Source organism: Micromonospora sp. DT201, from assembly GCF_049841575.1.
Classification (GTDB): domain Bacteria; phylum Actinomycetota; class Actinomycetes; order Mycobacteriales; family Micromonosporaceae; genus Micromonospora.
The window spans coordinates 18813-43943 of sequence record NZ_JBNCKP010000025.1 but is presented as its reverse complement, the minus strand read 5'-3'; the positions used below and the strand labels follow the sequence as shown (position 1 = coordinate 43943).

General features: G+C 71.4%; 25 protein-coding genes and 1 pseudogene. 10 read left to right on the top strand and 16 right to left on the bottom strand.

The window, feature by feature from the left end; translation table 11 throughout:
- Positions 1 to 114 precede the first annotated feature (114 nt).
- Positions 115 to 2031, top strand: a complete 1917-nt coding sequence (gene htpG / locus ACLQ28_RS29860; protein WP_425689596.1) for a molecular chaperone HtpG — start codon at positions 115 to 117, stop codon at positions 2029 to 2031.
- A gap of 58 nt (positions 2032 to 2089) precedes the next feature.
- On the opposite strand, the gene ACLQ28_RS29855 is transcribed toward htpG, so the two are convergent.
- Together ACLQ28_RS29855 and ACLQ28_RS29850 are read right to left on the bottom strand one after the other, a co-directional pair.
- The gene (locus ACLQ28_RS29855; protein WP_425689595.1) at positions 2090 to 2743 is read right to left on the bottom strand and encodes a response regulator transcription factor; all 654 of its coding nucleotides are present in this window, start codon (positions 2741 to 2743) and stop codon (positions 2090 to 2092) included.
- Entirely contained in the window at positions 2743 to 3888 is a 1146-nt protein-coding gene (locus tag ACLQ28_RS29850; protein ID WP_425689594.1) for a sensor histidine kinase, read from the bottom strand. Before ACLQ28_RS29850 ends, ACLQ28_RS29855 begins: the two co-directional genes overlap by 1 nt.
- Positions 3889 to 3997: 109 nt before the next feature.
- On the opposite strand from ACLQ28_RS29850, the gene ACLQ28_RS29845 reads away from it, so the two are divergent.
- Together ACLQ28_RS29845 and ACLQ28_RS29840 are read left to right on the top strand one after the other, a co-directional pair.
- Positions 3998 to 5446: a nitrilase-related carbon-nitrogen hydrolase gene (locus tag ACLQ28_RS29845; protein WP_425689593.1), complete on the top strand. Its 1449-nt coding sequence runs from the start codon at positions 3998 to 4000 to the stop codon at positions 5444 to 5446.
- Positions 5447 to 5517: 71 nt separating this feature from the next.
- A complete protein-coding gene (locus tag ACLQ28_RS29840; protein WP_425689592.1) occupies positions 5518 to 6180 on the top strand; it encodes a ThuA domain-containing protein in 663 nt (220 codons plus the stop codon).
- A 164-nt stretch (positions 6181 to 6344) separates the two neighbouring features.
- Here the strand turns inward: ACLQ28_RS29840 and ACLQ28_RS29835 are convergent, their stop codons facing one another.
- The 3 genes from ACLQ28_RS29835 to ACLQ28_RS29825 form a co-directional block, all read right to left on the bottom strand.
- The gene (locus ACLQ28_RS29835) at positions 6345 to 6698 is read right to left on the bottom strand and encodes a hypothetical protein (RefSeq protein ID WP_425689591.1); all 354 of its coding nucleotides are present in this window, start codon (positions 6696 to 6698) and stop codon (positions 6345 to 6347) included.
- Positions 6699 to 6822: 124 nt separating this feature from the next.
- Positions 6823 to 8010: a DNA polymerase IV gene (dinB, locus tag ACLQ28_RS29830; protein WP_425689590.1), complete on the bottom strand. Its 1188-nt coding sequence runs from the start codon at positions 8008 to 8010 to the stop codon at positions 6823 to 6825.
- A 56-nt stretch (positions 8011 to 8066) separates the two neighbouring features.
- Positions 8067 to 8504, bottom strand: a complete 438-nt coding sequence (locus tag ACLQ28_RS29825) for a VOC family protein (RefSeq protein ID WP_425689632.1) — start codon at positions 8502 to 8504, stop codon at positions 8067 to 8069.
- 95 nt (positions 8505 to 8599) lie between these two features.
- Here ACLQ28_RS29825 and ACLQ28_RS29820 point away from each other — a divergent pair, with 95 nt between their 5' ends.
- Entirely contained in the window at positions 8600 to 9574 is a 975-nt protein-coding gene (locus ACLQ28_RS29820) for a helix-turn-helix transcriptional regulator (RefSeq protein ID WP_425689589.1), read from the top strand.
- On the opposite strand, the gene ACLQ28_RS29815 is transcribed toward ACLQ28_RS29820, so the two are convergent.
- The 3 genes from ACLQ28_RS29815 to ACLQ28_RS29805 form a co-directional block, all read right to left on the bottom strand.
- The gene (locus ACLQ28_RS29815; RefSeq protein ID WP_425689588.1) at positions 9469 to 10053 is read right to left on the bottom strand and encodes a GNAT family N-acetyltransferase; all 585 of its coding nucleotides are present in this window, start codon (positions 10051 to 10053) and stop codon (positions 9469 to 9471) included. The genes ACLQ28_RS29820 and ACLQ28_RS29815 overlap by 106 nt on opposite strands.
- Positions 10050 to 10571 carry a GNAT family N-acetyltransferase gene (locus ACLQ28_RS29810; RefSeq protein ID WP_425689587.1) on the bottom strand — a complete coding sequence of 174 codons (522 nt, stop codon included), beginning with the start codon at positions 10569 to 10571 and terminating at the stop codon, positions 10050 to 10052. The genes ACLQ28_RS29815 and ACLQ28_RS29810 overlap by 4 nt, the downstream gene beginning before the upstream one ends.
- Before the next feature lie 104 nt (positions 10572 to 10675).
- Entirely contained in the window at positions 10676 to 11260 is a 585-nt protein-coding gene (locus ACLQ28_RS29805; RefSeq protein WP_425689586.1) for a TetR/AcrR family transcriptional regulator, read from the bottom strand.
- Between the two features lie 65 nt (positions 11261 to 11325).
- On the opposite strand from ACLQ28_RS29805, the gene ACLQ28_RS29800 reads away from it, so the two are divergent.
- From ACLQ28_RS29800 to ACLQ28_RS29790, 3 genes are read left to right on the top strand one after another with little or no spacing between them, the layout of a single operon-like run.
- Entirely contained in the window at positions 11326 to 12021 is a 696-nt protein-coding gene (locus tag ACLQ28_RS29800; protein WP_425689585.1) for an NAD(P)-dependent oxidoreductase, read from the top strand.
- A gap of 35 nt (positions 12022 to 12056) precedes the next feature.
- Entirely contained in the window at positions 12057 to 12446 is a 390-nt protein-coding gene (locus tag ACLQ28_RS29795) for a pyridoxamine 5'-phosphate oxidase family protein (protein WP_357100770.1), read from the top strand.
- Between the two features lie 11 nt (positions 12447 to 12457).
- Positions 12458 to 13315, top strand: coding sequence for a haloalkane dehalogenase (locus tag ACLQ28_RS29790; protein WP_425689584.1), 858 nt, complete (start codon positions 12458 to 12460; stop codon positions 13313 to 13315).
- Positions 13316 to 13391: 76 nt separating this feature from the next.
- On the opposite strand, the gene ACLQ28_RS29785 is transcribed toward ACLQ28_RS29790, so the two are convergent.
- Positions 13392 to 14966 carry a glutamate synthase-related protein gene (locus tag ACLQ28_RS29785; RefSeq protein WP_425689583.1) on the bottom strand — a complete coding sequence of 525 codons (1575 nt, stop codon included), beginning with the start codon at positions 14964 to 14966 and terminating at the stop codon, positions 13392 to 13394.
- Between the two features lie 117 nt (positions 14967 to 15083).
- Positions 15084 to 16214, bottom strand: a complete 1131-nt coding sequence (locus tag ACLQ28_RS29780; protein WP_425689582.1) for a peptidoglycan recognition protein family protein — start codon at positions 16212 to 16214, stop codon at positions 15084 to 15086.
- A gap of 214 nt (positions 16215 to 16428) precedes the next feature.
- Here ACLQ28_RS29780 and ACLQ28_RS29775 point away from each other — a divergent pair, with 214 nt between their 5' ends.
- Together ACLQ28_RS29775 and ACLQ28_RS29770 are read left to right on the top strand one after the other, a co-directional pair.
- A complete protein-coding gene (locus ACLQ28_RS29775) occupies positions 16429 to 17478 on the top strand; it encodes a mechanosensitive ion channel family protein (RefSeq protein WP_425689581.1) in 1050 nt (349 codons plus the stop codon).
- A gap of 184 nt (positions 17479 to 17662) precedes the next feature.
- Positions 17663 to 18983 (top strand): annotated as a pseudogene (locus ACLQ28_RS29770) (MFS transporter).
- A gap of 130 nt (positions 18984 to 19113) precedes the next feature.
- On the opposite strand, the gene ACLQ28_RS29765 reads toward ACLQ28_RS29770, so the two are convergent.
- From ACLQ28_RS29765 to ACLQ28_RS29740, 6 genes are all read right to left on the bottom strand, one after another.
- The gene (locus ACLQ28_RS29765; RefSeq protein ID WP_425689631.1) at positions 19114 to 19533 is read right to left on the bottom strand and encodes a YchJ family protein; all 420 of its coding nucleotides are present in this window, start codon (positions 19531 to 19533) and stop codon (positions 19114 to 19116) included.
- 107 nt (positions 19534 to 19640) lie between these two features.
- Complete coding sequence (locus ACLQ28_RS29760) at positions 19641 to 20099, bottom strand: hypothetical protein (RefSeq protein ID WP_425689580.1); 459 nt, start codon at positions 20097 to 20099, stop codon at positions 19641 to 19643.
- A 67-nt stretch (positions 20100 to 20166) separates the two neighbouring features.
- On the bottom strand, positions 20167 to 21267 hold the full coding sequence (locus ACLQ28_RS29755; protein ID WP_425689579.1) for a magnesium and cobalt transport protein CorA: 1101 nt from the start codon (positions 21265 to 21267) through the stop codon (positions 20167 to 20169).
- A gap of 109 nt (positions 21268 to 21376) precedes the next feature.
- Positions 21377 to 21988 carry a class F sortase gene (locus ACLQ28_RS29750; RefSeq protein ID WP_425689578.1) on the bottom strand — a complete coding sequence of 204 codons (612 nt, stop codon included), beginning with the start codon at positions 21986 to 21988 and terminating at the stop codon, positions 21377 to 21379.
- Positions 21989 to 22075: 87 nt separating this feature from the next.
- On the bottom strand, positions 22076 to 22561 hold the full coding sequence (locus ACLQ28_RS29745; protein WP_425689577.1) for a hypothetical protein: 486 nt from the start codon (positions 22559 to 22561) through the stop codon (positions 22076 to 22078).
- A gap of 332 nt (positions 22562 to 22893) precedes the next feature.
- Positions 22894 to 23721 (bottom strand): ArsR/SmtB family transcription factor, encoded by an 828-nt coding sequence (locus tag ACLQ28_RS29740; RefSeq protein WP_425689576.1) that lies wholly within the window; start codon positions 23719 to 23721, stop codon positions 22894 to 22896.
- Between the two features lie 86 nt (positions 23722 to 23807).
- On the opposite strand from ACLQ28_RS29740, the gene ACLQ28_RS29735 reads away from it, so the two are divergent.
- Positions 23808 to 25094 carry a lycopene cyclase family protein gene (locus ACLQ28_RS29735; protein ID WP_425689630.1) on the top strand — a complete coding sequence of 429 codons (1287 nt, stop codon included), beginning with the start codon at positions 23808 to 23810 and terminating at the stop codon, positions 25092 to 25094.
- Positions 25095 to 25131 lie beyond the last annotated feature (37 nt).

Sequence of the window (25131 nt, the reverse complement as noted above, 5' to 3'; positions counted from 1 at the left end):
TCACGGTGGTGGCGCGCCCGGATCGGGAATACGACCCGGACTCGGTCACCACCCGGCCGGTGACGACTCGTATCCTTTCCGCGAACCTTCGCACGAGCCGAGCAGGGAGACGGTGTGAGCAATCAGGCCGAAACGTTGGAGTTCCAGGCCGAGGCGCGTCAGCTCCTCCAGTTGGTGGTCCACTCGATCTATTCGAACAAAGACGTATTCCTGCGGGAACTCATCTCGAACGCGTCCGACGCGCTGGACAAGCTGCGGCTGGCCACGCTTGTCGACAAGGACCTCGTCGCCGACACCGACGACCTGCACGTCGCCCTGGAAGTCGACCGCGACGCCCGCACCCTCACGGTGCGGGACAACGGCATCGGGATGACCCGCGACGAAGTTGTCCAGCTGATCGGCACCATCGCCAAGTCGGGCACCGCCGAGCTGCTGCGCCAGCTGCGCGAATCCGCCGACGCCCACGCCTCGCAGGACCTGATCGGCCAGTTCGGCGTCGGTTTCTACGCCGCGTTCATGGTCGCCGACCGGGTCACCCTGCTGACCCGCAAGGCTGGCGAGACCGGCGGCACCCGGTGGGAGTCCACCGGCGAAGGCACGTACTCGATCGAGGGAGTCGACGAGGCGCCACAGGGCACGACGGTGACCCTGCACCTCAAGCCGGCCGACACCGAGGACAACCTGCACGACTACACCGCCGAGTGGACCATCCGGGAGATCGTCAAGCGATACTCCGACTTCATCGCCTGGCCGATCCGGATGACCGTCGAGCGCCCCGGCGCCGACGACGCCCCCGCCACCAGCGAGGTGCAGACCCTCAACTCGATGAAGGCGCTCTGGGCGCGGCCCCGCGACGAGGTCGACGCCGCCGAGTACAACGAGTTCTACAAGCACGTCAGCCACGACTGGGCCGACCCGCTCGAGGTCGTGCACATGAAGGGCGAGGGCACCTTCGAGTACGAGGCGCTGCTGTTCCTGCCCAGCCACGCCCCACTGGACCTGTTCTCCCCGCAGGGCCGCCGCGGCGTCCAGCTCTACGTCAAGCGCGTGTTCATCATGGACGACTGCGAGGCGCTGGTCCCGACCTACCTGCGCTTCGTCAAGGGTGTGGTCGACGCGCACGACCTGTCGCTGAACATCTCCCGGGAGATCCTCCAGCAGGACCGGCAGATCCAGATCGTCCGCCGTCGCCTGGTGAAGAAGATCCTCGCCACGGTCAAGGACCTGAAGGCCAACCACGCCGAGCGGTACCGCACCTTCTGGACCGAGTTCGGCGCGGTGGTCAAGGAAGGGCTGATCGACGACACCGACAACCGCGACACCCTGCTGGACATCCTGTCGGTGGCCTCCACACACGACGCGGCCGAGCCCACCGACCTGGCCGGCTACGTCGCCAGGATGAAGGACGGCCAGACCGACATCTGGTACGCCACCGGCGAGACCCGGGCCGCCATCGAGAACTCCCCGCACCTGGAGGCGTTCCGGGCCAAGGGCCACGAGGTGTTGCTGCTCACCGACCAGGTTGACGAGGTGTGGGTCGAGCGGGTCGGCGCGTACGACGGCCGGCCGCTGCGCTCGATCGCCAAGGGCGAGATCGACCTGGACACCGACGAGGAGAAGCAGCAGGCCGAGGCCGAGCGGGAGCAGCAGCGACAGGAGTTCGCCGCGCTGCTCGACTGGCTGGGCACCACCCTGACCGACAGTGTCCGGGAGGTCCGTCTGTCGTCCCGGCTGACCACCTCACCGGCCTGCGTCGTCGGCGACGCCCACGACCTCACCCCGACCCTGGAGAAGATGTACCGGGCGATGGGGCACGAGATCCCCTCGACCAAGCGGATCCTGGAGATCAATCCCGGTCACCCGCTGGTTTCCGGGCTGCGCAAGGCCCATGAGCAGGGCAGCGACTCCGGGGCGCTGACCGAGACCGCCGAGCTGCTCTACGGCCTGGCGGTGCTCGCCGAGGGTGGCGAGCTGACCGACCCGGCCCGCTTCACCCGGACGCTCGCCGACCGGCTGGCGCGCACCCTGTAGTAGGCGTTCCCCGTGCCGGCCGGCGGGCCGCCCGATCTCCTCGGGCCCCGCCGGCCGGTCACCGGCCGGGGATCACCAGGCCGGATTCGTAGGCGATCATCACTGCCTGGGCGCGGTCGCGCAGGTTGAGTTTGGCGAGCAGGTTGCCGACGTGGGTTTTCACCGTGTGCTCGCTGAGGTGGTGGTGGGCGGCGATCTCGGCGTTGGACAGACCAGCCGCGATCAGACGCAGCACGTCCGTCTCGCGGGCGGTCAGGGCGGTCACCGCGGCGGCCAGGGCTGGGTCCGGGTGGCCGCGCCGGTGTAGTTCGCCGAGCACGCGGGCGGTGACGCCGGGGGCGAGCAGCGCATCGCCGGCGGCAACCACGCGGACCGCGTTCACCAGGTCGGCTCGTGGGGCGTCCTTGAGTAGGAAGCCGCTGGCGCCCGCACGCAGGGCCGCGTACAGGTAGTCGTCGGTGTCGAACATGGTCAGGGCGAGGACCCGACTCGGTGTGCGTGCGCAGACCTCGCGGGTCGCGGCGACACCATCGAAGATGGGCATGCGCATGTCCATCAGGACGACGTCGGGACGGTGTTCGAGGGCGGCCTGCACGGCGGCGGCACCGTCGGGGGCCTCGGCGACCACCTCGATGTCCGGCTCGGCGCCGAGGATCGTGGCGAACCCGGCCCGGAACAGGTCCTGATCGTCGGCGAGCACGACGCGCAGCATCAGGCCACCGCCGGCGCGAGGAGCGGGAAAGTCGCGGTGACGGTGAAGCCGCAGCCGTCGGAGGCCGGGCCGGTGTGCAGGGTTCCGCCGCACGCCTGGGCTCGCTCGCGCATGCCGACGATCCCGTATCCGGGCAGGCGGGTGCCGGAAGCCCGGCTGCCGTGGCCGTCATCGGTGATCGAGACGGTCAGGGACTCCGTTGTGAAGTCCAGCAGGACGCGGACCGACCCTGCCTCGGCATGCCGGACCACATTGGTCAGGGACTCCTGCACGATCCGATAGGCCGCGACCCCGACATCCGCCGGCGGTTCCCACGGCGGCGGGGCGGAACTGTTGATCGGTCCGGAGACTACTTCGGACGGTGGGGACGAGACGGTGAGGACGGCGTCCAGCCCGGTCGCGCGGACGCGTTCGACGAGGACGGGGAGGTGGGCCAGCCCCGGCTGGTCGAGTGGCTGGTCGGCGGCTTCGTGCAGGCTCCCGACCGCGCGGCGGAGTTGGACGACAGCGTCCCGGCCGGTGGCGGCGATCGTGGCGAAAGTGGCGTCGGCGCGGTCCGGGTGGGGGCGTACCAGGAGCGGGCCCGCCTCCGCTTGGACGATCATGACACCGACCGCGTGGGTGAGGATGTCGTGCAGGTCGTGGGCGATGCGGGTGCGTTCGCGCAGCACGGCCGCCTCGCGTTCACCGGCGACGCGGCGATCACGTTCGGCGAGGGCGAGGGCCTGGGTGCGGCGGGCTCGGGCGCTGGTGCCCAGGGCGTACGAGAAGATGTAGGCGACCGACAGGTAACGCAGCACCTCCACGTCCGGATGTGGATAGAGCAGCGACAACAGCAGGCCGGCGGCGGTGAGCACGATGCCGAGCAGACGGACCGGCAGGGCGGCTCGCGCCGCAAACGTGTAGAGGCAGACGAGCGGGCCGACCGGCAGCAACGGGGGCGCTCCGAGCAAGGCGGAGACGGTCGTGGCGACGCCCACGACGAAGGCGACCCGGAGCAGCGCGCGGTCACGCCACAGCACCGGGACCGACGACAGGACCGCGAGCGGCAGCACCCACCAGGCGCGGAGGCCGCCGACCAGGGCTGGCAGCACGGTCGCGGCGACGGCGGCCACGGTGACGCTGATATTGACGTACCGCTTCACGTCGGCAGTATCGTCCGGCCCGGCGCTCTCCCGCCTCCCTCCACGGGACCAGATCAAAACCAGTTCGTACGGCGATCCGGCCCGTCCGCCCCCGCCGCACGATCGACGCATGATGACGATCGTCGCCACACTCCTGAGTGGCCTGCTCTGGCTCGGTGGCTCCGGCCTGCACCCCGTTGCCGCGCTGACCTGGCTCGCCCCGATCCCCCTGATCCTCGCTTCGGTGCGGGTACGCCCGAGGACCGCACTCTGCGCGACGGTCCTGGCCTGGTTGATCGGTCAGCTCGGCCTGTTGGGGTACTACCTCGGCACCCTGCGACTACCGGTCCCCGTGGTCGCCGGCGTGGTCCTGCTCGGCCTCGGCATGGCCGGCGGCACGGTCCTGCTCGCCCGAGCACTGCTGCTGCGCGGACGAACCGTGACCGCCATCCTCACCGTGCCGTCGCTGTGGGTGCTGGGCGAATACGCCGCGTCCCGCCTGCTCCCGAACGGTGCGTGGTGGAGCCTCGCCTACACGCAGGCCGACGTCCGCCCGATCATCCAGCTGACCGCGCTCACCGGCGTCTGGGGCGTCACCTACCTGCTCCTCGCCGTCCCGATCGCCCTCGCCGCCCTACTCGGAAGCCTGCATCGCCGTCCCACCACGCACCGTGAAAGCCCTCGGCGCGCCCTCACCTGCCTGCTCGTCCTCCTGCTCGGCACCGGCGGATGGTCGGGCTGGTCACTGAGCCGCAACCCCGACCCCGCCGAGCCGCTGACCGTCGGCCTCGTCGCTCTGCGACAGCCCGAGGACGGGCTCCCGATCGACGAACCGCTCGGCCATGACCTGCTCACCCGTTACGTTCCGCGAGTCGCGGGACTTGTCGCCCGCGGGGCACGGATCGTCGTACTGCCGGAGAAGGTGTTCGCCGTGACCGACTCGACGCTGCCCCTGCTCGTCGACGCGCTCCAGCAGACCGAGGCGCGGGTCGTCGTCGGCGCGGTGCTGCGGCGGGCCGGCACGGCGAGCAACGTCGCGTTGGTGCTGAACCCGGACGGGACGACCACGACGTACGACAAACAGCATATGGTCCCGGGCCTGGAGGACTGGCTGACGCCCGGTGACGAGGATGTGATCGTGGACGGGCGGTTCGGTGTCGCGATCTGCAAGGACCTCGACTATCCCGGCCTGGTCCGGCGGTATCGGGCGCAGGGCGCCACGGTGCTGCTGGTCCCCGCCCTCGATTTCACCTCCGACGGCTGGCTGCACAGCCGGATGGCCCTGGTCCGTGGCGTGGAGAACGGTCTCACCGTGGTCCGCGCCGCCGCGCTCGGCCGGCTGACGGTCACCGACCCCGGCGGCGAGATGGTGGGTGAGGCCACCGGCGACGACGCGGAGTTGCTGGTCACGGCCACTGCGACGACGGGGTGGGGCACGGTCTATTCGCGTACGGGAGATTGGTTTCCGCTTATGTCCCTGGTCCTGTTGGTCGTTGCCCTGGCTGGGGCACGGCGGTGGTCTGTCACCAGCGGTTCCAGTGGGCGAACGCGCCGGCTTCGGCCCGGGGTCCGGGCTTGAAGTCGGTTCCCATGGTGTAAGCCTTCAATTCGGGATTTCGAAAATTGTCCAAATGATGAGTGGAGCGGGTCATGCCTCTCGACACTGTGATCTTCAGCGGGGAAGGCCCGCACGCCGACCCCTGGCACCCGCTGGCCGAAACCAGCGCCACGCTGGCCACGCTGATCGGTGACCCGGGTTCCGTGACGGTCGTGACGTCCGTCGACCAACTCGACGCCGCACTCGACGGTGCACGCCTGCTGGTGGTCAACGCCAGCGCCGACCGTCAGACCCTGATCCCCGACGATGAGGACTTCGCCCGCGTCCTCGACGGCTTCCTGGCCCGGGGCGGCAGCCTGCTCGCCATACACAGCGCCACGCTCGCGTTCCCCCTGGTGGCGAGCTGGCGATCCACGGTCGGCGCTGCCTGGCAACACGGTCGGAGCTTCCACCCGCCGATCGGCCCGAGCCTCGTCCGGCGCAGTGGTGTCGAGCACCCGATCAGCACCGGGCTCGGGGACTTCGAGGTCTTCGACGAGCGCTACACCGACCTGGAGTTGATCGACGGCGTCGACGTCGAGCCCCTCTACGTCCACGACGAGGGAGGCGACACCCACCCGCTCGTCTGGGCGCGCACCGTTGGGAGCAGCCGGATCGTCTACAGCGCACTCGGTCACGACGTCCGGTCGTACGAGTCGCCGGAGCACGTGGAGCTGCTGCGCCGCATCGTGGCCTGGCTCCGCCGCGACATCTGAACGCTCCGTCACGACATCTGAACGCTCCGTCACGACATCTGAACGCTCCGTCACGACATCTGAACGCTCCGTCACGACAGCTGAACGCTCGGCCGGGTCAGCGGCCGAGCGTTCGGGGGTGTGCTGCGATCAGCCCAAGCGGCCGTGTCCCGGACGGGTCGTCGTCACGCCGCCGAGGCGGACGTCTTCGGCCCTCGGTGCGACGCCACCGGGCCGGCGTTCCAACCCCACCGGGGTGCCGGAACCGCGCTCTCCCCGGGCCAGCCCGCGCCGGCCTCGCCACTGACGTCCTCGACCGACGCGGGGGTGCTACGCGACAGCCGCAGCGACTGCTCGGCGCGGTTGCGGGCCGCGCACGGCCAGGACTGCCCAGCGCACTGGAGGTTGCGGCAGTGACCCTCGTCGTCCGGCTCGTGGGCACTCAGCACGTCGATCGCCAGCTGCCAGAGCAGCGGGTCGGTCACGTCGTCGGGCCGCTCGGCGTGACGGCTCGGTCGGTTGCTGGTGTCGTCGGACATCCTGGGTCCCCCCTCGTCAGGTTGTACTGCTCAAGGGTCACCCGTCAGCCGCCAGCTAAACCGCCGACCTGCTGTGATGTGTCTCTGATCGCAGTTCGGCGCGGGGACACCGCACGCGGATCGGTCAATCCGGCAGCAGTGGCACCTCGACGCCCGGGTCTCGACCGAGCAACACCGCCCGGGTGAGCGCCATCGATCCGAATCGGTCGCGGACCGCGTCCACCGCAGCGTCCAACTCCGCACCCGGGTTGCGGTGGAACGGCAGCTCCGGCTGCACTGGGTTGTCGTCGAGGTTGCCCACCGAGACACCGATCAGAGTCACGCCACGGCGATCGATCTCGGGCAGTGCGGCCCGCAGCAGCGCTCGCGCGGCGGCGAGCAGCGACGCCGTGTCGGCCGTCGCCTTGCCGATCGTGTGCGAGCGGGTCGCCCGGGTGTAGTCGCCGAAGCGCAGCCGCAGCAACACCGTACGACCGGACCGCCCGGCTGCCCGCATCCGCCGGCTGACCCGATCGACCAGACCGGCGAGGATGGCGTCCAGCTCCACCAGGGCATGCGGGGCCCGGCTCAACGCGTGCTGCGCGCCCATCGAACCGCGACGGCGGCCGACCTGCACCGCCCGGGGATCGCGATTGTGGGCCAGCGCGTGCAGGTGCCGGCCGGCGCCCGCCCCGAGCAGTGACACCAGAGCGGCCTCGCCGAGCCGGGCGACCTCCCCGACGGTGCGGATCCGATGTGTCCGCAACTTGGCGGAGGTGACCGGGCCGACGCCCCACAGCCGCTCGACCGGCAACGGATGCAGGAACGCCAACTCGGCGTCCGGTGCGACCAGCAGCAGCCCGTCCGGCTTCGCCACCCCGCTGGCCACCTTCGCCAGGAACTTCGTGCGGGCCACGCCCACGGTGATCGGCAGGCGGACCCGTTCACGGACCTCCCGGCGCAGCTGCTCGGCGATGTCGGCAGGGGGCCCGACCAGGCGCCGTAGGCCACCCACGTCCAGGAACGCCTCGTCGATGGAGAGCCCCTCGACCAGCGGGGTGGTCTGCCGGAAGATCTCGAAGACCGCGCGGCTCGCCGCCGTGTACGCCGACATCCGGGGCGGCACGACGATCGCGTCCGGGCACAGCCGGCGCGCCTGTTGGCCGCCCATCGCGCTGCGGACGCCCCGCGCCTTCGCCTCGTAGCTGGCCGCGAGGACCACGCCGCCACCGACGATCACCGGCCGCCCGCGTAGGCGCGGGTCGTCGCGCTGCTCGACCGATGCGTAGAACGCGTCCAGGTCGGCGTGCAGGATGTTGGCGCCGGACGACACGTACATATGTTCGCATGGCATCCGGCCCTCACGGCAGTGAGCTGGGTGAACGCCGATCAGTCGAGGCAGAACTCGTTGCCCTCGGGGTCGGCCATGACGATGTGCCCCGCCGCCAGCGGGGGAGCGGGCTCATGGCGATCGAGCCGGGTGGCGCCGTGCGAGCCGAGCCGATCGGCCTCCGCCTCCAGGGCCGCCATCCGCTCGTCGCCCTCCAGCCCAGGAGCGGCTCGCACATCGAGGTGTACGCGATTCTTCACCTGCTTGTGCTCCGGCACCCGCTGAAAGAACAGACGGGGGCCCGCGCCCTCGGGATCGACTACCGCCGACGCGTCGTTACGGTTCTCCGGCGGCACACCCATCGCTTCCAGCGCCTGCTCCCAAGACTCGAAGTTTCCGGGCGGGGCCTGCAGCTGGTAGTTGAGCGCCTCGGCCCAGAACACCGCCAACGCGGCCGGGTCGGCGCAGTCGAACGTGATCTGTACGTCGCGGGCCATGTCAGCTCCCTGCTTCCTGATCTGGTCGGTCATGATCTGCATCCTGTCGGAAATAGCGGACAGGGTCGTTCCGCTATGTGTGCAACGATCGGAGCGTGACCGTCGAGGCGACGACCGAGCGGGTTCTGCGGTTGCTGTCGCTGCTGCAGCGTCGACCGTCGTGGACGGCCGCCGAACTCGCCGCCGAGCTGGGAGTCACCGACCGCTGCGTCCGCCGCGACGTGCAGCGACTTCGTACGCTCGGCTACCCCGTGCACGCCACGGCAGGCGTTGGCGGCGGCTATCAGCTCGGCGCAGGCACGCGGCTGCCGCCGCTGCTCCTCGACGACGAGGAGGCGATCGCGACCGCGATCTCCCTGCGGCTCGCCTCAGGGGGCACGGTCGCCGGGGCGGGCGAGGCAGCGCTGCGGGCCCTCGCGAAGCTCGATCAGGTGATGCCGTCGCGGCTACGCGCCGAGGTGTGGGCGGTGCACGGCTCCACGGAGACCCTCATCGGCCCGGTGGCCGAGATCGACGCGGAGCTGCTGATGACGCTCGCACGGGCCTGCCGGGACGCCGTGCGGGTGCGGTTCCAGTACGCCGGCCGCGACGGCGGGGAGCGCGAGCGGACGGCCGAGCCGGTCCGGATGGTCACGACAGGCCGCCGCTGGTACCTGATGGCCTGGGATGTCGACCGCGACGACTGGCGTACGTTCCGCCTCGACCGGATGCGGGCGGCGGTGGCGACGACGTGGCGCTTCCGGGCGCGCGTACACCCGGATCCGGTCGCCTTCGTGCAGCGGTCGGTGACCGAGGCGCCGTACCGGTATCTCGCCCGGGTACGCGTGCACGCCCCGGCCGACCGGGTGCGTGACCTGATCCCGCCGCAGGTGGGTCGTGTCGAGGACGATCGCGACGGGTGGTGTGTGCTGGTCATCGGCGGCGAAGGTCTGGACTGGGTCGCCGCGCAGGTCGCCCGCCTGGGTTACGACGCCGAGGTGCTGGAGCCTCCGGAACTACGCGAGGCCGCCGCCCAACTCGCCCGCCGCCTCGCGGCGATGGCTGGTGCGGCGTCACCGCGCAGCATGTAGTGGCGCAGTGCCACCGGGCCGCCGTCAGGGGCCGTCCATGGTGCTGTGCTGGTGCCGGTGCACCGCCAACCGGTCCGCTCGTAAAGGGCGACGGCCGCGGCGTCGGCGGAGGTCACCTCGAGCACCAGATCCGTCCCACGTGCACCCGCCCATTGCCGGGCCCGAGCCAGCAACGCGCTGCCCAGCGCCAACCCTCGGGCGGCCGGTATCACGAAGAGACGAGCCACCTCGGCGGTTGGCCGGGCAGGCGGCTCCCCGTTCACCGGGCTGGGCAGCCGGTGCACCGCGACGTGGCCGACGATTGCCGCCTCGGCGTCGACGGCGACCCAGGCGCGCGCCGCGTGCGGCTCACGTAGCCACCGGTGCGGGTCGGCCGGCCAGTTCATGGGGTACCCGTCGACCCGGTGAACCTCCGCGAGCCCCGCGACGCAGCCGTCGAGATCGCTGGCGCGTCGTCGGCGGAGGTGGGGTTGGGTCACAGATCTTCGAACGGGCGGGCGTAACGGAACTCGCCGCGGATCGACTCCCGCCACGCGTTCAGCGGTCGGGCCTGGAAGAACTGGGGACCCCACGGTTGCGGCGGGGTGACGCCCAACTCGACGGCGGGCCGGAACCCGAACCGCGGGTAGTAGTCGGGGTGCCCGAGCAGCACCACCAGCGGCTCGTCGTGGGCGTCGGCCGCGCCGAGCACCGCGTGCATCAACGCCCCGCCAACCCCTCGGCGCTGCCAGTCGGGCAGCACACCGAGCGGTCCCAGCCCGAGCGCCACCGGCTCACCGGCCACCCGAGCGCGGGTGGCCACCACGTGCCCCACCACCTGGCCGCCCGGGTCGGTCGCCACCAGGGAGTACGCGGGCAGCCAGTCCTCGTCGGCGCGCAGTGCGTCGACCAGGGTCGCCTCGACGGGTACGCCATTGCCGTCCGCCTTGGCGAAAGCGGCGGCGTGCACCGCCCGGATGGCGTCGACGTCGGCGGGTGTCTCGCGTCTGATCAGCACCGCGCCACCCTAAGGTGTGCCCCGGCACCGGCTCCACGTGTTTCTCGACTGCCGCGGCGCTGCGGTCCGTCACCACCAGGAGCCACCGCCCTGGCTGACCGGGCTCAGCGCTGGCGGGCTCGGGCGTGCAGGGCGGCCCGCAGGGCCGGCCCGAAGATGCGCCGCACTTCGGCCGAGGGCAGGGCGGCGATGGAACGGATCGGGTTGAGGTACCGGGTGAAGATCAGGCCGCCGATCACGCCGACCGCCGCGGTGGCGCGCTCCGTCGCGTCCGGGCCGCCGAGAAATTCAGCAACACGGACGAGCAGCTCACTTTCCAGGTAGTCGCGGAAAGCGCGCATCGTGTCGTCGTCCTGCAACGCCATGCGGTTTTCGGTGGGCGCGGTGGCGTCCCACAGGCTTGTGACGGAGGTGAGAAGCCGGTCGGCGAGGCCGGCCTGGTCACCCTGCAGGGCTTGGTCGAGGGCGGTGGACTCGACGCACAGCAGGTTCAGCGACTGGCCGAAAAGGCGCTTCTTGGAGCCGAAATGGTAGCTGATGAGCGCCGAGTCGACGCCCGCCTCGGCGGCGACCGCGCGGACCGTCGTGCCCTTGTAGCCGTGCTCCAGGAACAGCTCGCGGGCGGCCTCGGCGATGCGGGCCTTGGTGTCGGGGTTGCCGCGGGGCCGGCCCCGCGTTTTATTCAGCACAGTTGAATATTGCGCTCCTCCCGCGGCACCGTCAAACCACCACCCCCGCAACGAGGAGCGAACACATGCGCACTGTCGTCTTCGGCGCCACCGGCCCGACCGGCCGCCAGCTCACCGAGCAGGCGCTGGCCGCTGGCCACGAGGTCACCGCGGTCACCCGCCGCCCAGGCAGCATCCAGCCCCGCGCCGGCCTCACCGTCGTCACCGCAGACGTCGCCAACCCCGACGCCGTCGAACGCGCCGTCGCCGGCAGCGACGCCGTCCTATCCAGCCTGGGGGTCCCGCTCTCCCCAAAACCGATCACGGTGTACTCGCAGGGCAACGCGAACATCGTGGCGGCGATGCACCGTCACGGGGTGAAGCGGCTTGTCACGATCAGCTCCAGCGTCATGGATCCGACGTGGCGACCGACCGGCGAGTTCTTCTTCAACAACATCATGGACCCGCTGATCAACCGCAGGCTGGGCCGCACCGCGCACGAGGACATGCGTCGCATGGAGGCCCTCGTCCGCAACAGCGACCTGGACTGGACGGTCGCCCGGCCGTCCGGGCTGTTCGACCACCCGACCGTCACGAGCTACCACGTTGAGGAGAACGTCGCAGACGGGTTGTTCACGGCGCGCGCGGATCTGGCGGCGAGCATGGTGGCGCAGCTGACCGACCACCGGTTCGTCCGGCGGGCGATGGCGGTGATCACCACCCAGGTCAGGCCGAGCATCGCGGGCCTCATCTGGCGCGAGGCCATCGCGAAGAAGAAATGACGCCGCCCGCAGCTCGAGGCCCTAACGAAGCGGCGGTGAGGTCGCTGACGGCGCGGGCCGCGGCGTTCCTCGCCGAGCCGCACCAATGCACGCTGACGACGCTGCGGCCGGACGGCTCGCCGCACGTCACGGCCGTCCGGTTCACCTGGGACCCGGCCACCAACCTGGCCCGGGTACTGACCGTCGCCTCCAGCCGCAAGGCCCGCAACGTAGCGCGCTCCCCCAGCGACCGCGTCGCGGTATGTCAGGCCGAGGGATTCCGCTGGATCACCCTCGAAGGCACCGCGACCATGTCCAACGACGCGGCGCGGGTCGCCGAGGGTGCGCGCCGCTACCTCAGCCGGTACCTGACCGCGCCGCCCGCCCCACCCGACCGCGTCGTGATCGAGATCGCGGTCGACCGCATCCTCAGCCTCAACCTCTGAAAGGTCATGTCATGCCCACCACTGCTGTTCTCGACTCGACGATGTTCCACCGGGAGCTCGGCACCGGGCGCCCGATCGTCTTCCTGCACGGCAATCCCACCTCCTCATACCTGTGGCGGCACATCATGCCGGCCGTCGGCTCCGGTCGGCGGCTCGCACCGGACCTCATCGGCATGGGCGAGTCCGGCAAGCCCGACGTCGCGTACACCTTCGACGACCACGCGCGATATCTGGACGCCTGGTTCGATGCGCTCGGCCTGGACGAGATCGTGCTGGTCGGCCACGACTGGGGTGGCGCGCTCGCGTTCGACTGGGCCGCGCGGCACCCCGGGCGGGTGCGGGGCCTGGCGTTCATGGAGACGATCGTGAAGCCGATGGCGTGGGAGGAGTTCCCCGAGGGCGGCCGCGACCTGTTCCGGTCGATCAGAACGCCGGGCGTCGGTGAGACCATGATCCTCGAAGACAACGTGTTCCTCACGCAGATGCTGCCGTTCACTGTCGCCAGCGGCCTCGGCGACGACGATCTCAAGGTGTACCTCGAGCCGTACCGGACGCCGCAAAGCCGCCGGCCGTTGCTCCAGTGGCCACGGTCCATGCCACTCGGCGGTGAGCCCGCCGACGTGGTGGCCCGGGTCGAGCGGTACGACGCCTGGCTGGCTGCGAGCGCCGACGTGCCGAAGCTGCTCCTCGCCTTCCTGCCAGGCCCGGGGGCGATGATGGGACCGGAGATGCTCGACTGGTGCGCGGAGAACGTCGCCGAACTCGAGATCGAGCAACTTGGCCTCGCCGGGCACCACGCCCCCGAGGACCAGCCGGAGGCGATCGCGGCGGCGGTACGCGGCTGGGCAGACCGGCACGGGCTCCTGTAGCTCACGACCCCTCCGCTCGGTCCACGGGCGGAGGGGGCGCAGGGCCCCGTTCCGAGGCCACGCCCTGCCGAGCTTCTCACCCGACGGCGGTGGCCGACGGCGGGGCGCTGCCGCCCCGTGGTGCCTGCGCCGTCATCAGTCGAACGATCTCCGCCTGGTCGGCCGGCGAGGGCAGACCCCAGTCCGGCCGGTAGCCGTACACCTCGTGCAGTGGGGTGGAGCCGGTGCGGCCGTCCAGGATCTCCACGGCGTCCGTGCCGATCAGGCTGGGATGCTCCACGCCGCAGGCTTCGGCGACCTTCGTCAGGTCGCGGCGCAACGTCCGCAGGTAGTTGGCCGCCCGTACCGACTTCGACGTCGGGTCCAGGCCCCGGGTGAGCCACGCGTTCTGGGTGGCGACACCGGTGGGGCAGGTGTCGGTGTGGCACTTCTGCGCCTGGATGCAGCCGATCGACAGCATCGCCTCGCGACCGACGTTGACCATGTCGCAGCCGAGCGCGAAGGCCACGATCGCGTTGTCCGGCAGGCCGAGCTTGCCGCTGCCGGCGAAGACCACCTGCTCGTGCAGGTCGTGCTCGGCGAAGACCTTGTACACCCGGGAGAAGCCCTGCTGGAACGGGAGCGACACGGAGTCGGTGAAGATCAGCGGCGCGGCGCCGGTGCCGCCCTCGCCGCCGTCGATCGTCACGAAGTCGATGCCCCGGCCGGTGTCACGCATCAGGGTGGCCAGTTCCTGCCAGAAGCCCAGGTCGCCGACCGCCGACTTGATGCCGACCGGTAGGCCCGTCTCGGCGGCCAGCAGTTCCACCCAGTCGAGCAGACTGTCGCAGTCGGAGAACTCGGCGTGCCGGGACGGGCTGACGCAGTCCTGTCCAGCCGGGATGCCCCGGGTGGCGGCGATCTCGGCGGACACCTTCGCCCCGGGCAGCAGCCCACCGAGGCTCGGCTTGGCGCCCTGGCTCAGCTTGATCTCCAACGCCTTCACCGGTGCGCCGGAGACCAGGTCCTTCAGCCGGTCCAGACTGAACCGGGCCTGCTCGTCCCGGCAGCCGAAGTACGCCGTCCCCAGTTGGAAGACCAGGTCACCACCGTTGCGGTGGTACGGCGACAGGCCACCCTCGCCGGTGTTCTGCAGGCAGCCGGCGAGCGCGGCCCCCTTGTTCAGCGCGGCGATGGCGTTGCCGGAGAGCGAGCCGAAGCTCATCCCGGAGATGTTGACCACCGACTCCGGCCGGAACGCGCGGGGCCGCCGACGGGCGGCGCCGAGCACCTTCGCGCAGGGCAACCGCACGTCGTGCCCGGCCGTCGGCGTCGACGGAGGCACCGCCCGGCCGAACGTGCGGTGCTTGATGATTGGGTACCCGGGGGTGTGCTCGATGTCGTTGTCCGTGCCGAAGCCGAAGTAGTTGTTCTCCTGCTTGGCCGACGCGTACACCCAGCGGCGCTGGTCGCGGGTGAACGGTCGTTCCTCGTCGTTGCCGGCCACGATGTACTGCCGCAGCTCCGGCCCGACCGCTTCCAACAGGTAACGGGCGCGGCCGAGCACCGGAAAGTTGCGTAGCAGCGCGTGGTCGCGCTGAAGCAGATCACGCGCGGCGAGCGCGGCGACGGCGGCGGCGACAGCGGGTACGGCTCGACGGGCCCATCTCATGCCCGGCACTCTTTCCGCCCACCGCGTGGGCCAAACCGGCGCGCGCGGGTTTGCGCTGGTGATACGCCGTGCGGCGGTGCGGGCACACCCCGCACCGCCGCCGTCGTCCTCGTCGGATCAGCGGTGCTGGTACGACTGGCGGACCGACCCGCCGACGATCGTGCACCACGTGCTCGTGCTGACCTTGCCGTTGCGGGGCAGGCCGTGCAGCGCCTGCAGGTCCTTCACCGCCTCCCGGGTGGCGTGGTCGTACGCTCCGGTGACGGTGACCGCGTACCCCTTGGTGGCGAGCATCTCCTGCACGGCCGTGACCGGCGCGCCGGTGGCGTGCTGGTTCAACTCCGGTGCCAGCGTCTCCCAGGTGGGCGGGGTGAGGGTGGCGTCCACGTCGACCGGGATGCCGTTGCGGGCCTGCCAGTCCTGCACGGCGGTCACCGTCGCGGCGTCGAACGTGCCACTGACCGTCACCGCGTAGCCCCGGTACGCGAGCAGGTGCTGCACGACCCGGACCGAGGGGGAGTTGACGAAGCGCCACAGGTCCGGCCAGCGGCGCGCCGGCACGTCACCCAGCTTGGTGCCGAGGGCCGCGTGGACCCGCCGCCGCAGATCCGGGAACTGCCGGTAGAACGCGGCGCCCGGGCACTCGGTGGTGCGGAAGTCCCAATGTCCGAAGATGTCGTGCGCGTGCAGCCCGTACTGCCGGCAGATGGTGACGCAGAGCTTGACCAGCGAATCGGTCAGTGCCTTTGGCGGCGTCTCGGTGACGTAGGTGCCCTCGTTCTCGATGCCGATGGCCCGGCCGTTCTCGCCCGGGCAGTGCGCCGAGATCATCTGCAGGTCGCCAGCTTCGAGTCGCTCCAGGCTGCCCCGGCGGCCCTCCAACACGTAGCCGCCCCGGCTCACCGTGAAGTTCTGCCCGCTGTCCGACCAGCCGTTACGGTCGATGTGCAGGTCCTGGCAGTCGTGCGCCAGCTTCACCGCCTGCTCGCGGGAGTAGTCGGTGACGTTCGGGAACGCCATGTGGTGCACGATGATCTTGTTGGTGGCGGTGGCGCTGACCGACAGCGGGTCCTTCGGTGGGCGGGCGGCCCACTCGTCACAGCTGATGATCCAGTCCAGGTCAGTGCCGGGGGCGGCGTGGGCCACGCCCGGGAGAGCGAGTTCGCTCCCGACGACGGCGACTGTGGCGGCGCCGAGACCGGCCCGTAGCAGCGTCCGGCGATCCACTTCGGAATGGTCGACGTGCATGACATCTCCTCCTGCGGCCGACGGCGGGGGATTGAAAAGTAGCTCCAGTGGCCGCACGTGCTCCGGAGGATATTGCCAAAGCTCGCCTGCGCGCTAGAGGATCCGGCGCGCGAATTGATCATCCGGGCCGTGAGTGGCAGGCGTTTCCGTGCGCGGGGTCGGGGGTAGGTCGGGGAACGACCATCCCGGCTGCCCCGTGTAAAGGAATGACCACATGAGTGACAACGTCAGCGATGCGGTGGGCGACGCCCTCCGCTCGGTGATGCTCTTCGTGCCCAAGGCCGTCGCCTTCCTGGCGATCCTGGTGGCCGGATGGCTGATCGCCAAGGCCGTGTTGAAGATCGTGGAGAAGGTCCTGGAGCGGGTGGGCTTCGACCGCGCCGTCGAACGCGGCGGCGTCCGCCGGGCGTTGAGTCGCTCCCGGTACGACGCTAGCGACATCGTCGCGAAGCTCGTCTACTACGCCGTGCTGCTGTTCACCCTCCAGCTCGCCTTCGGCATCTGGGGGCCGAACCCGATCTCCGACCTGCTCGGCGCGGTGATCTCGTGGCTGCCCCGCGCCTTCGTCGCGATCGTCATCGTCGTGGTCGCCGCCGCCATCGCCAACGCGGTCAAGGACATCATCAGCGGTGCGCTCAGCGGCCTGTCGTACGGCCGGGTGTTGGCCAACATCGCCTCGGTGTTCATCCTCGGCCTCGGCGTCATCGCCGCGCTGAACCAGATCGGCGTGGCTACGGCGGTCACCACTCCCGTGCTGATCGCCGTGCTGGCCACCGTCGGCGGGATCCTCGTCGTCGGGGTCGGCGGTGGCCTGATCCGCCCGATGCAGAGCCGGTGGGAGGGGTGGCTGACCCGTGCCGAGCGAGAGTCGCAGCTGATCGCCTCGCACGCCCGCGCCTACCGGGACGGCCGCCGCGATGCCGAGGCCGAGCAGGCCCGACTCTCGCGGGTCACCACCGGACCGGCTGCTGAGTCGACCCGGCCGTCGACCGTCGCCACCGACCCCGAGGCCACCCAGGTGGTGACCCGCCCTGCCGACCCGGAGGCCACCCAGGTGGTGACCCGGCCGGTCGGCCACGACGCCGACACGACGCAGGTGACCCGGCCGGTCGACCACGACGCCGACACGACGCAGGTGGTCGGCCGGGGCGACGCCGACACGACCCAGGTGGTGAGCGCCGGCGGCGCGGTGCCCGGCCAGCGCACCAGCGACGACAGCGAGGCCACCACCGTCATCCCACCGTTCGACCCGAACCGGCGCTGACCCGCCGCGCGGCACCAGCGGGGTGGGGTCTCTTCCGGGGTCCCACCCCGTTCGCGCGCTGTCCGACAGGTCGAAAACGCTGGCCGGCACCAACGCCGCGCGTCTAGCATCGCGGCATGACCTGGCGACATTGATCCCGCAGCGTAGACCGATCCCGTGGGCCGCCACGGGCACCGCTCGACCGGTGTCCGTCTCCACTCCCACGGGAAGGCCTCATGATCCACCTCGCCTCGCGCGTGCCCGACCCGGCGGTCCGCCGGCTGACGGCCACCCTCTACGGGTACGCGTTCCTCAGTGACCTCGTCCTGCTCTACCCGCTGTACGTGGTGTTCTTCGCCGACACCGGGCTGTCGGTGGGGCAGATCTCGTCGCTCTTCGTCGTCTGGTCGGCCGCCGGCATCCTGTTCGAGGTGCCGTCCGGCGCGTGGGCCGACGTGGTGTCCCGCCGCCTGCTGCTCTGCCTCGCTCCGCTGGTGACCGCTGCCGCTTTCGCGCTGTGGGTGCTGGTGCCGTCGTACCCGGCGTTCGCCGTTGGTTTCCTGCTCTGGGGCGCCGCCGGCGCGTTGGTCTCCGGCGCGCTGGAGGCGCTTGTCTGGACCGAGCTGGACCGGCTCGGCGCGGTCGGGCGCTACGCCCGGGTGCTCGGCCGTGCGCGCACGGCGGGTGTGCTGGGCGTGGTGTGCTCCGGGGTGCTCGCCGGCCCGGTGTTCGCCGTCGGTGGGTACCCGCTGGTCGGCGCGGCCAGCGTGCTCGCCTGCCTGCTCGCCACAGTGGTCGCCACTCGGTTTCCGGAGCACCGCCCACCGGCCGTCGCCGTGCCCGGGGAACGCGAGCTGGAGGCTGCTCCAACAACCGATCCGGACGACGACGGCGACCTGGGCTGGTGGGACACGCTGCGGGCCGGGGTGGCGCAGGTTCGCACCCGCCCGCCGGTACGGGCCGCCGTGCTGCTGGTCGCCGTCGTGGCCGCCGACTGGGGTGCTCTGGACGAGTTCACCCCGCTGTTGGCCCTGGACGTCGGCGTCGGCGCGCAGGCCGTGCCGCTGCTGCTCCTGCTGCTCTGGGCCGGGGTGACCGTCGGCGGGCTGCTCGCCCCGGCGGGGGAGCGCCTGAGCCAGCGGGGCTACGCCGCTCTGCTGGGCCTGGTCGGCGTCGCGCTGGCCGGGGGCGCGCTCCTTGCGCACCCGGCCGGGTTCGTGTTGCTCGCCGTGGCGTTCGGGGCCGCGCAACTGGCCACCGTGCTGGCCGACGCCCGGCTCCAGGCCCGGATCACCGGCAGCAGCCGGGCCACCGTCACCTCGATGGCGGGGATGGCCACCGACGCGCTGATCATCGGGACGTACGCCTTCTTTGGACTGCTCGCCACGGCGGCCGGCAACGCGGTGGCGTTCGCGGTGACGGCCGGGCCGTACCTCATCGTGGGGCTGGTGGTGCTGACCCGCCGCCGGCGCACCGCGGCGGTGCCCACCGGTGTCGCGGCGGTTGCCGCGAACGCCCCTGACTGACCGGGGCCCCGGCGGCGGCCGGTGTGGTCGCCGCCGGGAGCGCGCTCAGGAGGACAGGTGCAGGAACGACCACTGGTGGCCGTCGAGGTCCCGGAAGCCGCGCATGTACATCGGCCCGTTGGCCGTTCCGTCAGGGCTGGTCGCCGTCGAGGTAGACCCATCGGCCGTCTTCGCGAACGAACCGGCTGTGTTCGGTCAACGCGCCGGGCCGGCCCGCGTCCCGGTAGTGGGCATGGAACGTGACCGTGCCGGCGGTGTCGAGCAGGCCACCCCGCTCGGTCTCGACGATCTCCAGTCGGGTCCACCGCTGCCCCGGGTCCAGATCGAGGAGGGCGGGCCGGGTCGAGGAGTGCCAGCTGCGCAGCAGGTAACTGGTGTCGCCGAGGGCGAAGGCGCTGAACCGGGAGCGCATCAACGCCTCGGCCGTCGGTGCCTGTGCGTCGCCGTCGTGCAGCGGGCCGCAGCAGTCCGCGTACGCCCGGCCGGAGCCACACGGGCAGGCCCGTCCCGTCGTCGTGTCCGCCCGCCGGCGTGCCGCACCCTTACTCACCCCGCCATCCTGCCGCACCACCGGCCAGCCCCGGACGCCGACCGTCGGGTTGACGCTCCTCACCGGGCTCACGAGATGACGCGCCCGCCCGCCCGCCCGCCGGGGGTTCAGTCGCAGCCCAGGATTTGTGTCGTGCGAGGCCAGGCCTCTACTCGCTGGGGATCCGGGTAGACCACGTACGCGAGGTCGTCGGAGTTGCTCGGTGCCAACCACAGTTGCTGCCCGTCCGGCCCGGTGTAGTCGGTGGTGCGGGCGTCGGCCGGCAATTCGGCGCGCGGGACGTAGGTGGCGCGTACCTCCGCGCCGAGCCGTCCCGTGGGATCCCTGACGTACTGCCGATTCGCCGCCGCACCGGTCTGCCCGGGCAACGGCCACCTGACGTGCAGAAAGGTCACGTCCTGCCACCCGCAGTGCTCGGCACCCGCGTACGACTCGACGGCCTTGTCCTGGCGGGCGGCGTTACTCCAGTACGCGACTTCGGCATCGCCTGGACCGCAGGCCGCGACGACCAGAGCGGCGCCGATCAGCGCGCAGAGCAGGGGCCACCTGGATCTGAAGGCGGACACGTGACCCCCTGCGGGTGTTGCCGGCGTGCCGACAGCCTATCCGTGAATAGGCACCGGGCAATGTCTTCTAGAGCCAGCCGGAGCGGCGGAACAGGCGGTGCAGGACCAGGGCGGTCACCGCCATCAGGGTGAGGGCGAAGGCGTAGCCGTAGCGCCAGGCCAGCCCAGGCAAGTTGTCGAAGTTCATGCCGTAGATGCCGGCGATGCCAGTCTGGGTGGCCGCGATGGCGGCCCACGCGGCGATCTTGCGCATGTCGTTGTTCTGTTCCACGGCGAGCTGGGCCAGCCGCGACTGAACGATCGAGGTGAGCAGGTCGTCGTACGCGGCCACCCGGTCGACCGCCCGGCTCAGCCGGCCGTCCACGTCGACGAACCAGCGGTGCAGGGCGCGTGGTGGGCCGTCCGGGTCGAGCAGCGTACGCAGGGGTGCCTGCAATGGCAGGACTGCCCGTTTGAACTCCACCACCTCCCGCTTGAGCTGGTAGATGTGCTGAATGTCGGTGCTGCGGTCGCGGGCGAAGACGGCCTCCTCGACCCGTTCCAGGTCGCGCTCCACGTGCCCGGCAACCTCCAGGTAGGAGTCGACCATCCGGGCGCAGACCGCGTACGCCACCGCCCACGGTCCGGCGGCCAGCAGCGTGGGGCGGCGTTCGATGTCCGCGCGGACGCTGCGCAGCGCCCCGGCAGCGCCGTGCCGCACGGTGATGGCGAAGCGGTCACCGAGCAGCACCATCACGTCCCCGGTGTCGATCACCTCGGAGGTGTCGGTCAACTCCTCGTGCTCCACGTACCCGGCGGTGCGCAGCACCAGCAGCGTGACCGGCCCGTGGCGCTGGACGGTGGGTCGGTGCCCGTCGGCGAGCGCCTGTTCGACGGTCAACTCGTCGAGGCCGAAGGTCCGGCCCACCGCGGCGAGCACGGCCGGGCCCGGGTCGTGCAGGCCCAGCCACACGAAGGCGTCGCGGCTGTGCCGGGCGCGGGCGTACGCGTCGGCGTAGTGCCGCTGGCCGGGCTCGCGTCGACCGTTGACGTAGACAGCGCAGTCGACGACGGCGTCCGGGTTGGACCGGCGAGGGGTGGGGGCATCTCCCTCGACCCGGCCGAGCAGTCGACGGGCCAGGGCGCGTACGCCTCCACCGGTCCGGTCGCGTACCGGTCGCTGATCCACCGCGTGCCTCCCCGTCGCCGGCGCACCGCCCCGATCGCGGTGCCCGCAGGGATGGTGTCATCGCATTCTGCCGAGCAGGGTACGGCTCCCGACAGCCGGGCGACGTCGCTCAGGCGGTGCGGGTGGCGAAGACGACGACGTTGTCGACGTAGTTGCCGCTCGTGGCGTCGAAGGGGCCACCACAGGTGATCAGGCGCAGCCCGGCGGCGTCCGCCGGGCCGTAGACCAGCGTGGTGGGAAAGTGATCCTTGGGGTAGGCGCGGACGTCGTCCACAGTGAACGTAGTGACCTGCGCATCGGCGCGGGTGATCTGGATCTGCTCCCCGGCGCGCAGCCGGCCGAGGTCGAAGAAGACCGCCGGGCCGGCTGGTGAGTCGACGTGCCCCACCAGGACCGCGTTGCCGGTCTCGCCGGGGCTGACCCCGTGCCGGTACCAGCCGGCGAGGGTGGGCCGATCCAGTGGTGGCACCTCCAGCACCCCGGCGGCGTCCGCGCCGACCGGGACCACTTCCGCGCGTACGTCGATGGCGGGGATCTGCACCCGGACCGGCGCGGCGCGTGGCAGCGGCGCCAGGTCCGGTGCGGGGTGGGTGCGTCTCGGCGCGTCGGCCGGCGGTCGTGGTGGCTGCGCCGGGTCGGCGGTGAGGCCGACGGTGATCAGCCCCAGCCCGGTCACGCCGAGCAGGGCGACCACGGCCGGTAGGGTCCGCCGCCACCACATGTGGGCACCTCCGTACGGAATCGTCGGGGTGCCCGCGCCGGTGTCACCAGCGCGGGCACCCGTCCTCAGGGATGGAACAGTCGCCGATCAGGCGACAGTGGACACCGGACGTCGCCGGCGGATCAGGATCACCGCGCCGGCGAGGGCGGTGCCGAGCAGCGTGCCGCCAGCGGCTAGAGCGCCGTTGTCGCGGCTGTCACCGCCGAAGCCGGCCGGTGCGCCGCCGATCGGGGTGACGGTGAATGTCGAGCTGCCGGCCGAGCTGCCGTCGCCGCAGGTCGCCGCCACCGTGTACGTACCCAGGGTGAATCCGGCGGTGAAGAGTTCGGCGCTCAGGCCGCCGCCAGGGGCGGCCGTGGTGGATCGGACGTTCTCGTCGCGGTTGGGGCCGGTGACCCGGAAGATGGCGTCACCCGACTTCGGGTTGCAGGTCGTCGCGGTGAGCACGACGGTCCCACCGACCGGGGTGGTGGCCGGTGACACGGTGGTGTCGGCCAGTGCGGCGCCCGGCAGCAGGAGCGTGCCGAGGCCCACGCCGAGCGCCGCCGAGCAGAGTGCTGTTGAGACCTTCATACGCGTCTTCCCTCACTTTTCGTCCGCTGACTGCGTGGGACGTCGTTCGGGTGGCCAACTCCGTGACTAGCACCGGTGTGCCCAACACTAGGTGGGTTGGGCCCCCGATCAGGTGAAAATGAGAAATCCTCGTTGCCGTCACGTGTCCACCCGAAGGCGGGGAGAGCTGCGGAAAGGCCCGGACGGCCCGACCGGCACCGGTGCTCCGATCGATGTCCGTCCCGGTCGGGCTGTCGCCCCTGGGTCGAAGGCGAGGTATTGCCGACGACGGCGGAAATGCACTACCCGGCCGGCGTGATTTCGCCTCGCGCCCTATCCACGATCCGCACAAGTCAGCCGGCCTGGGGCGGTTCGGGCATCGGCTCGCCGGTCTCCAGCAGGGTCTTGAGGCTGGCCAGCAGTTCCGGCCAGCCTCCGCTGCCGTCGAGCTGACCGCTGATCGCCCGGTGCATCTCGCTGTCGGGGGAGAAGTCGTCGTGAATGACGGTCAGCCGGACGGCCGAGGCACCGTGCGGCTCGATCTCGAAGGTCACCCTCGACCGGCGCTCGCCGAGCCGGGCGGCCAGTTCCTCGGCGGACCAGCCGAAATGCTCGGCGTGTTCGGGTTGGAAGCCGTGCCAGCTGTAGGAGAGGCGCCGGTATGGCTCAGCGACCAGGACCCGCTGGCCGAGGTCACGAGGTTCGTCGCCCGGCGCGTCCTGCCACAGCACCGGTGATCCGATCTGCCAGTCCGACACCAGCGCGACTCCACCCCAGTAGCGGCGGGTGAACGCCGGCTCGGTGAGCGCGGCCCACAGGCGTTGCGGGGTGGTGGTGACGTACGTGGTGTAGGCGAACGTAGGGCTCTCCATGGGCTGGCGCTCCAATGCTGCGGTCAGGTCCGCGAGCGCGGACGCCCGCTCGCGGTCGTAGCGGTTGAGCCACCGGTCGGCGATGGCGTTGATCGGGGCGGCGTTGAGGTAGTGCAACTTCTCCCGGCCGCGCCGCGCGGTCGTGACGAGATTGGCTGCCTCCAGCACCGACAGGTGCTTGCTGACCGCCTGCCGCGTGGTCGCCAGCCCGGCACAGAGCTCCCGCAGGGTCTGGCCGTTGCGCTCGTTGAGCCGGTCGAGGAGTTGACGCCGGCTCGGATCGGCCAGCGCCCGGAACGCCTCGTCCATCAGCCCTCCTTCATGCGCAACCGATTGGTTGCCTGTCAACCTAGGCAACCAATCGGTTGCATGTCAACCTGGCCGCCGCGGTTACGGTGTGGCAGCGTGGTGCGGTGACCGTTGCCGCGCCGCTCGACGTCGACGTCGCGCTGCTCGGTGGCGGCGGCGCGGCGTCGTTGCTGCTCGCCGCACTGGACCGGCACGATGTCCGCGACCTGCGGATCGCCGTCGTCGACCCGGTGCGCCGGCGCGGTCAGGACCGCACCTGGGCGTTCTGGGGCCACCCGGACGACGACCTGGACCCGCTGCTCAGCGCGAGCTGGCAGCAGGTCGAGGTGGCCACCGCGGCGCGCCGCCGTGTCCTGGACCTGACCCCGCTGCGGTACGCCATGCTCCGCTCCGGCCCGGTCTACGACCGGGCTGCCGAGGCCGAGCGCCGGCTGGACGCCACCCGGATCCTCGCCCCCGCCGACACGGTGACCGACGACGGAACACGGGTGCTGGTGCGCGTCGGTGACGGGCAGAGGGTGCGGGCCGGCTGGGTGCTCGACTCCCGGCCCCGCCCACCGGAACGGGCGGGGCGGACGACGTGGTTGCAGCACTTCCGCGGCTGGTGGCTGGAGGCCGACCGGGCCACGTTCGACGCGGCGCGTGCCGTGCTGATGGACTTCCGCACCCCGCAGCCGTCCCGAGGCGTCTCCTTCGGGTACGTGCTGCCGGTGAGCGACAGGTACGCGCTTGTCGAGTACACCGAGTTCTCGCCGAGTCTGCTCAGCGACGCCGGATACGACGCGGCGCTGGCCGGCTACCTGGACCTGCTTCAACTCGACCCGCACCGGCTGCGGGTACGCGAGGTGGAGAACGGCGTGATCCCGATGACCGATGCGCCGTTCCTGGCCCACCCCTCACCCCGCGTGATTCGGCTCGGCACGGCTGGTGGTGCGACCCGCCCGTCCACCGGCTTCACGTTCTCCGCCATGTACCGCCAGGCCGACCAGGTAGCCCGCGCCCTCGCGGCAGGCCGACCGCCGGTGCCCGCGGCGGCGTACCCGCGCCGACACCGCTGGATGGACGCGGTGGCCCTGCGGGCGCTGGACCGGGGCGGGGTGGGCGGTCCCGAGTTCTTCGACCGGCTCTTCGACCGCAACCCGGCCGAGCGGGTGCTGCGCTTCCTCGACGGCGTCACCACCCCGGCCGAGGAGGTCGCGATCATGAACTCGACCCGGCTGCTGCCGATGATCGCCGCCACCGCTGGCGACGCGGCGCACCGCGTACGCGACCGGCTGCGCCCGACCCGCCCGGCGTCGGCCGTTCCGCCCGCGGTGGTGGGCGACCCGCTGGGCTCGGAGCCCGGCGCGGGTGGAGCACCCCGTCTGACCTGACCGGCGTCGTCTCCTGCGCCGCCTGTAGAGCTGCCCC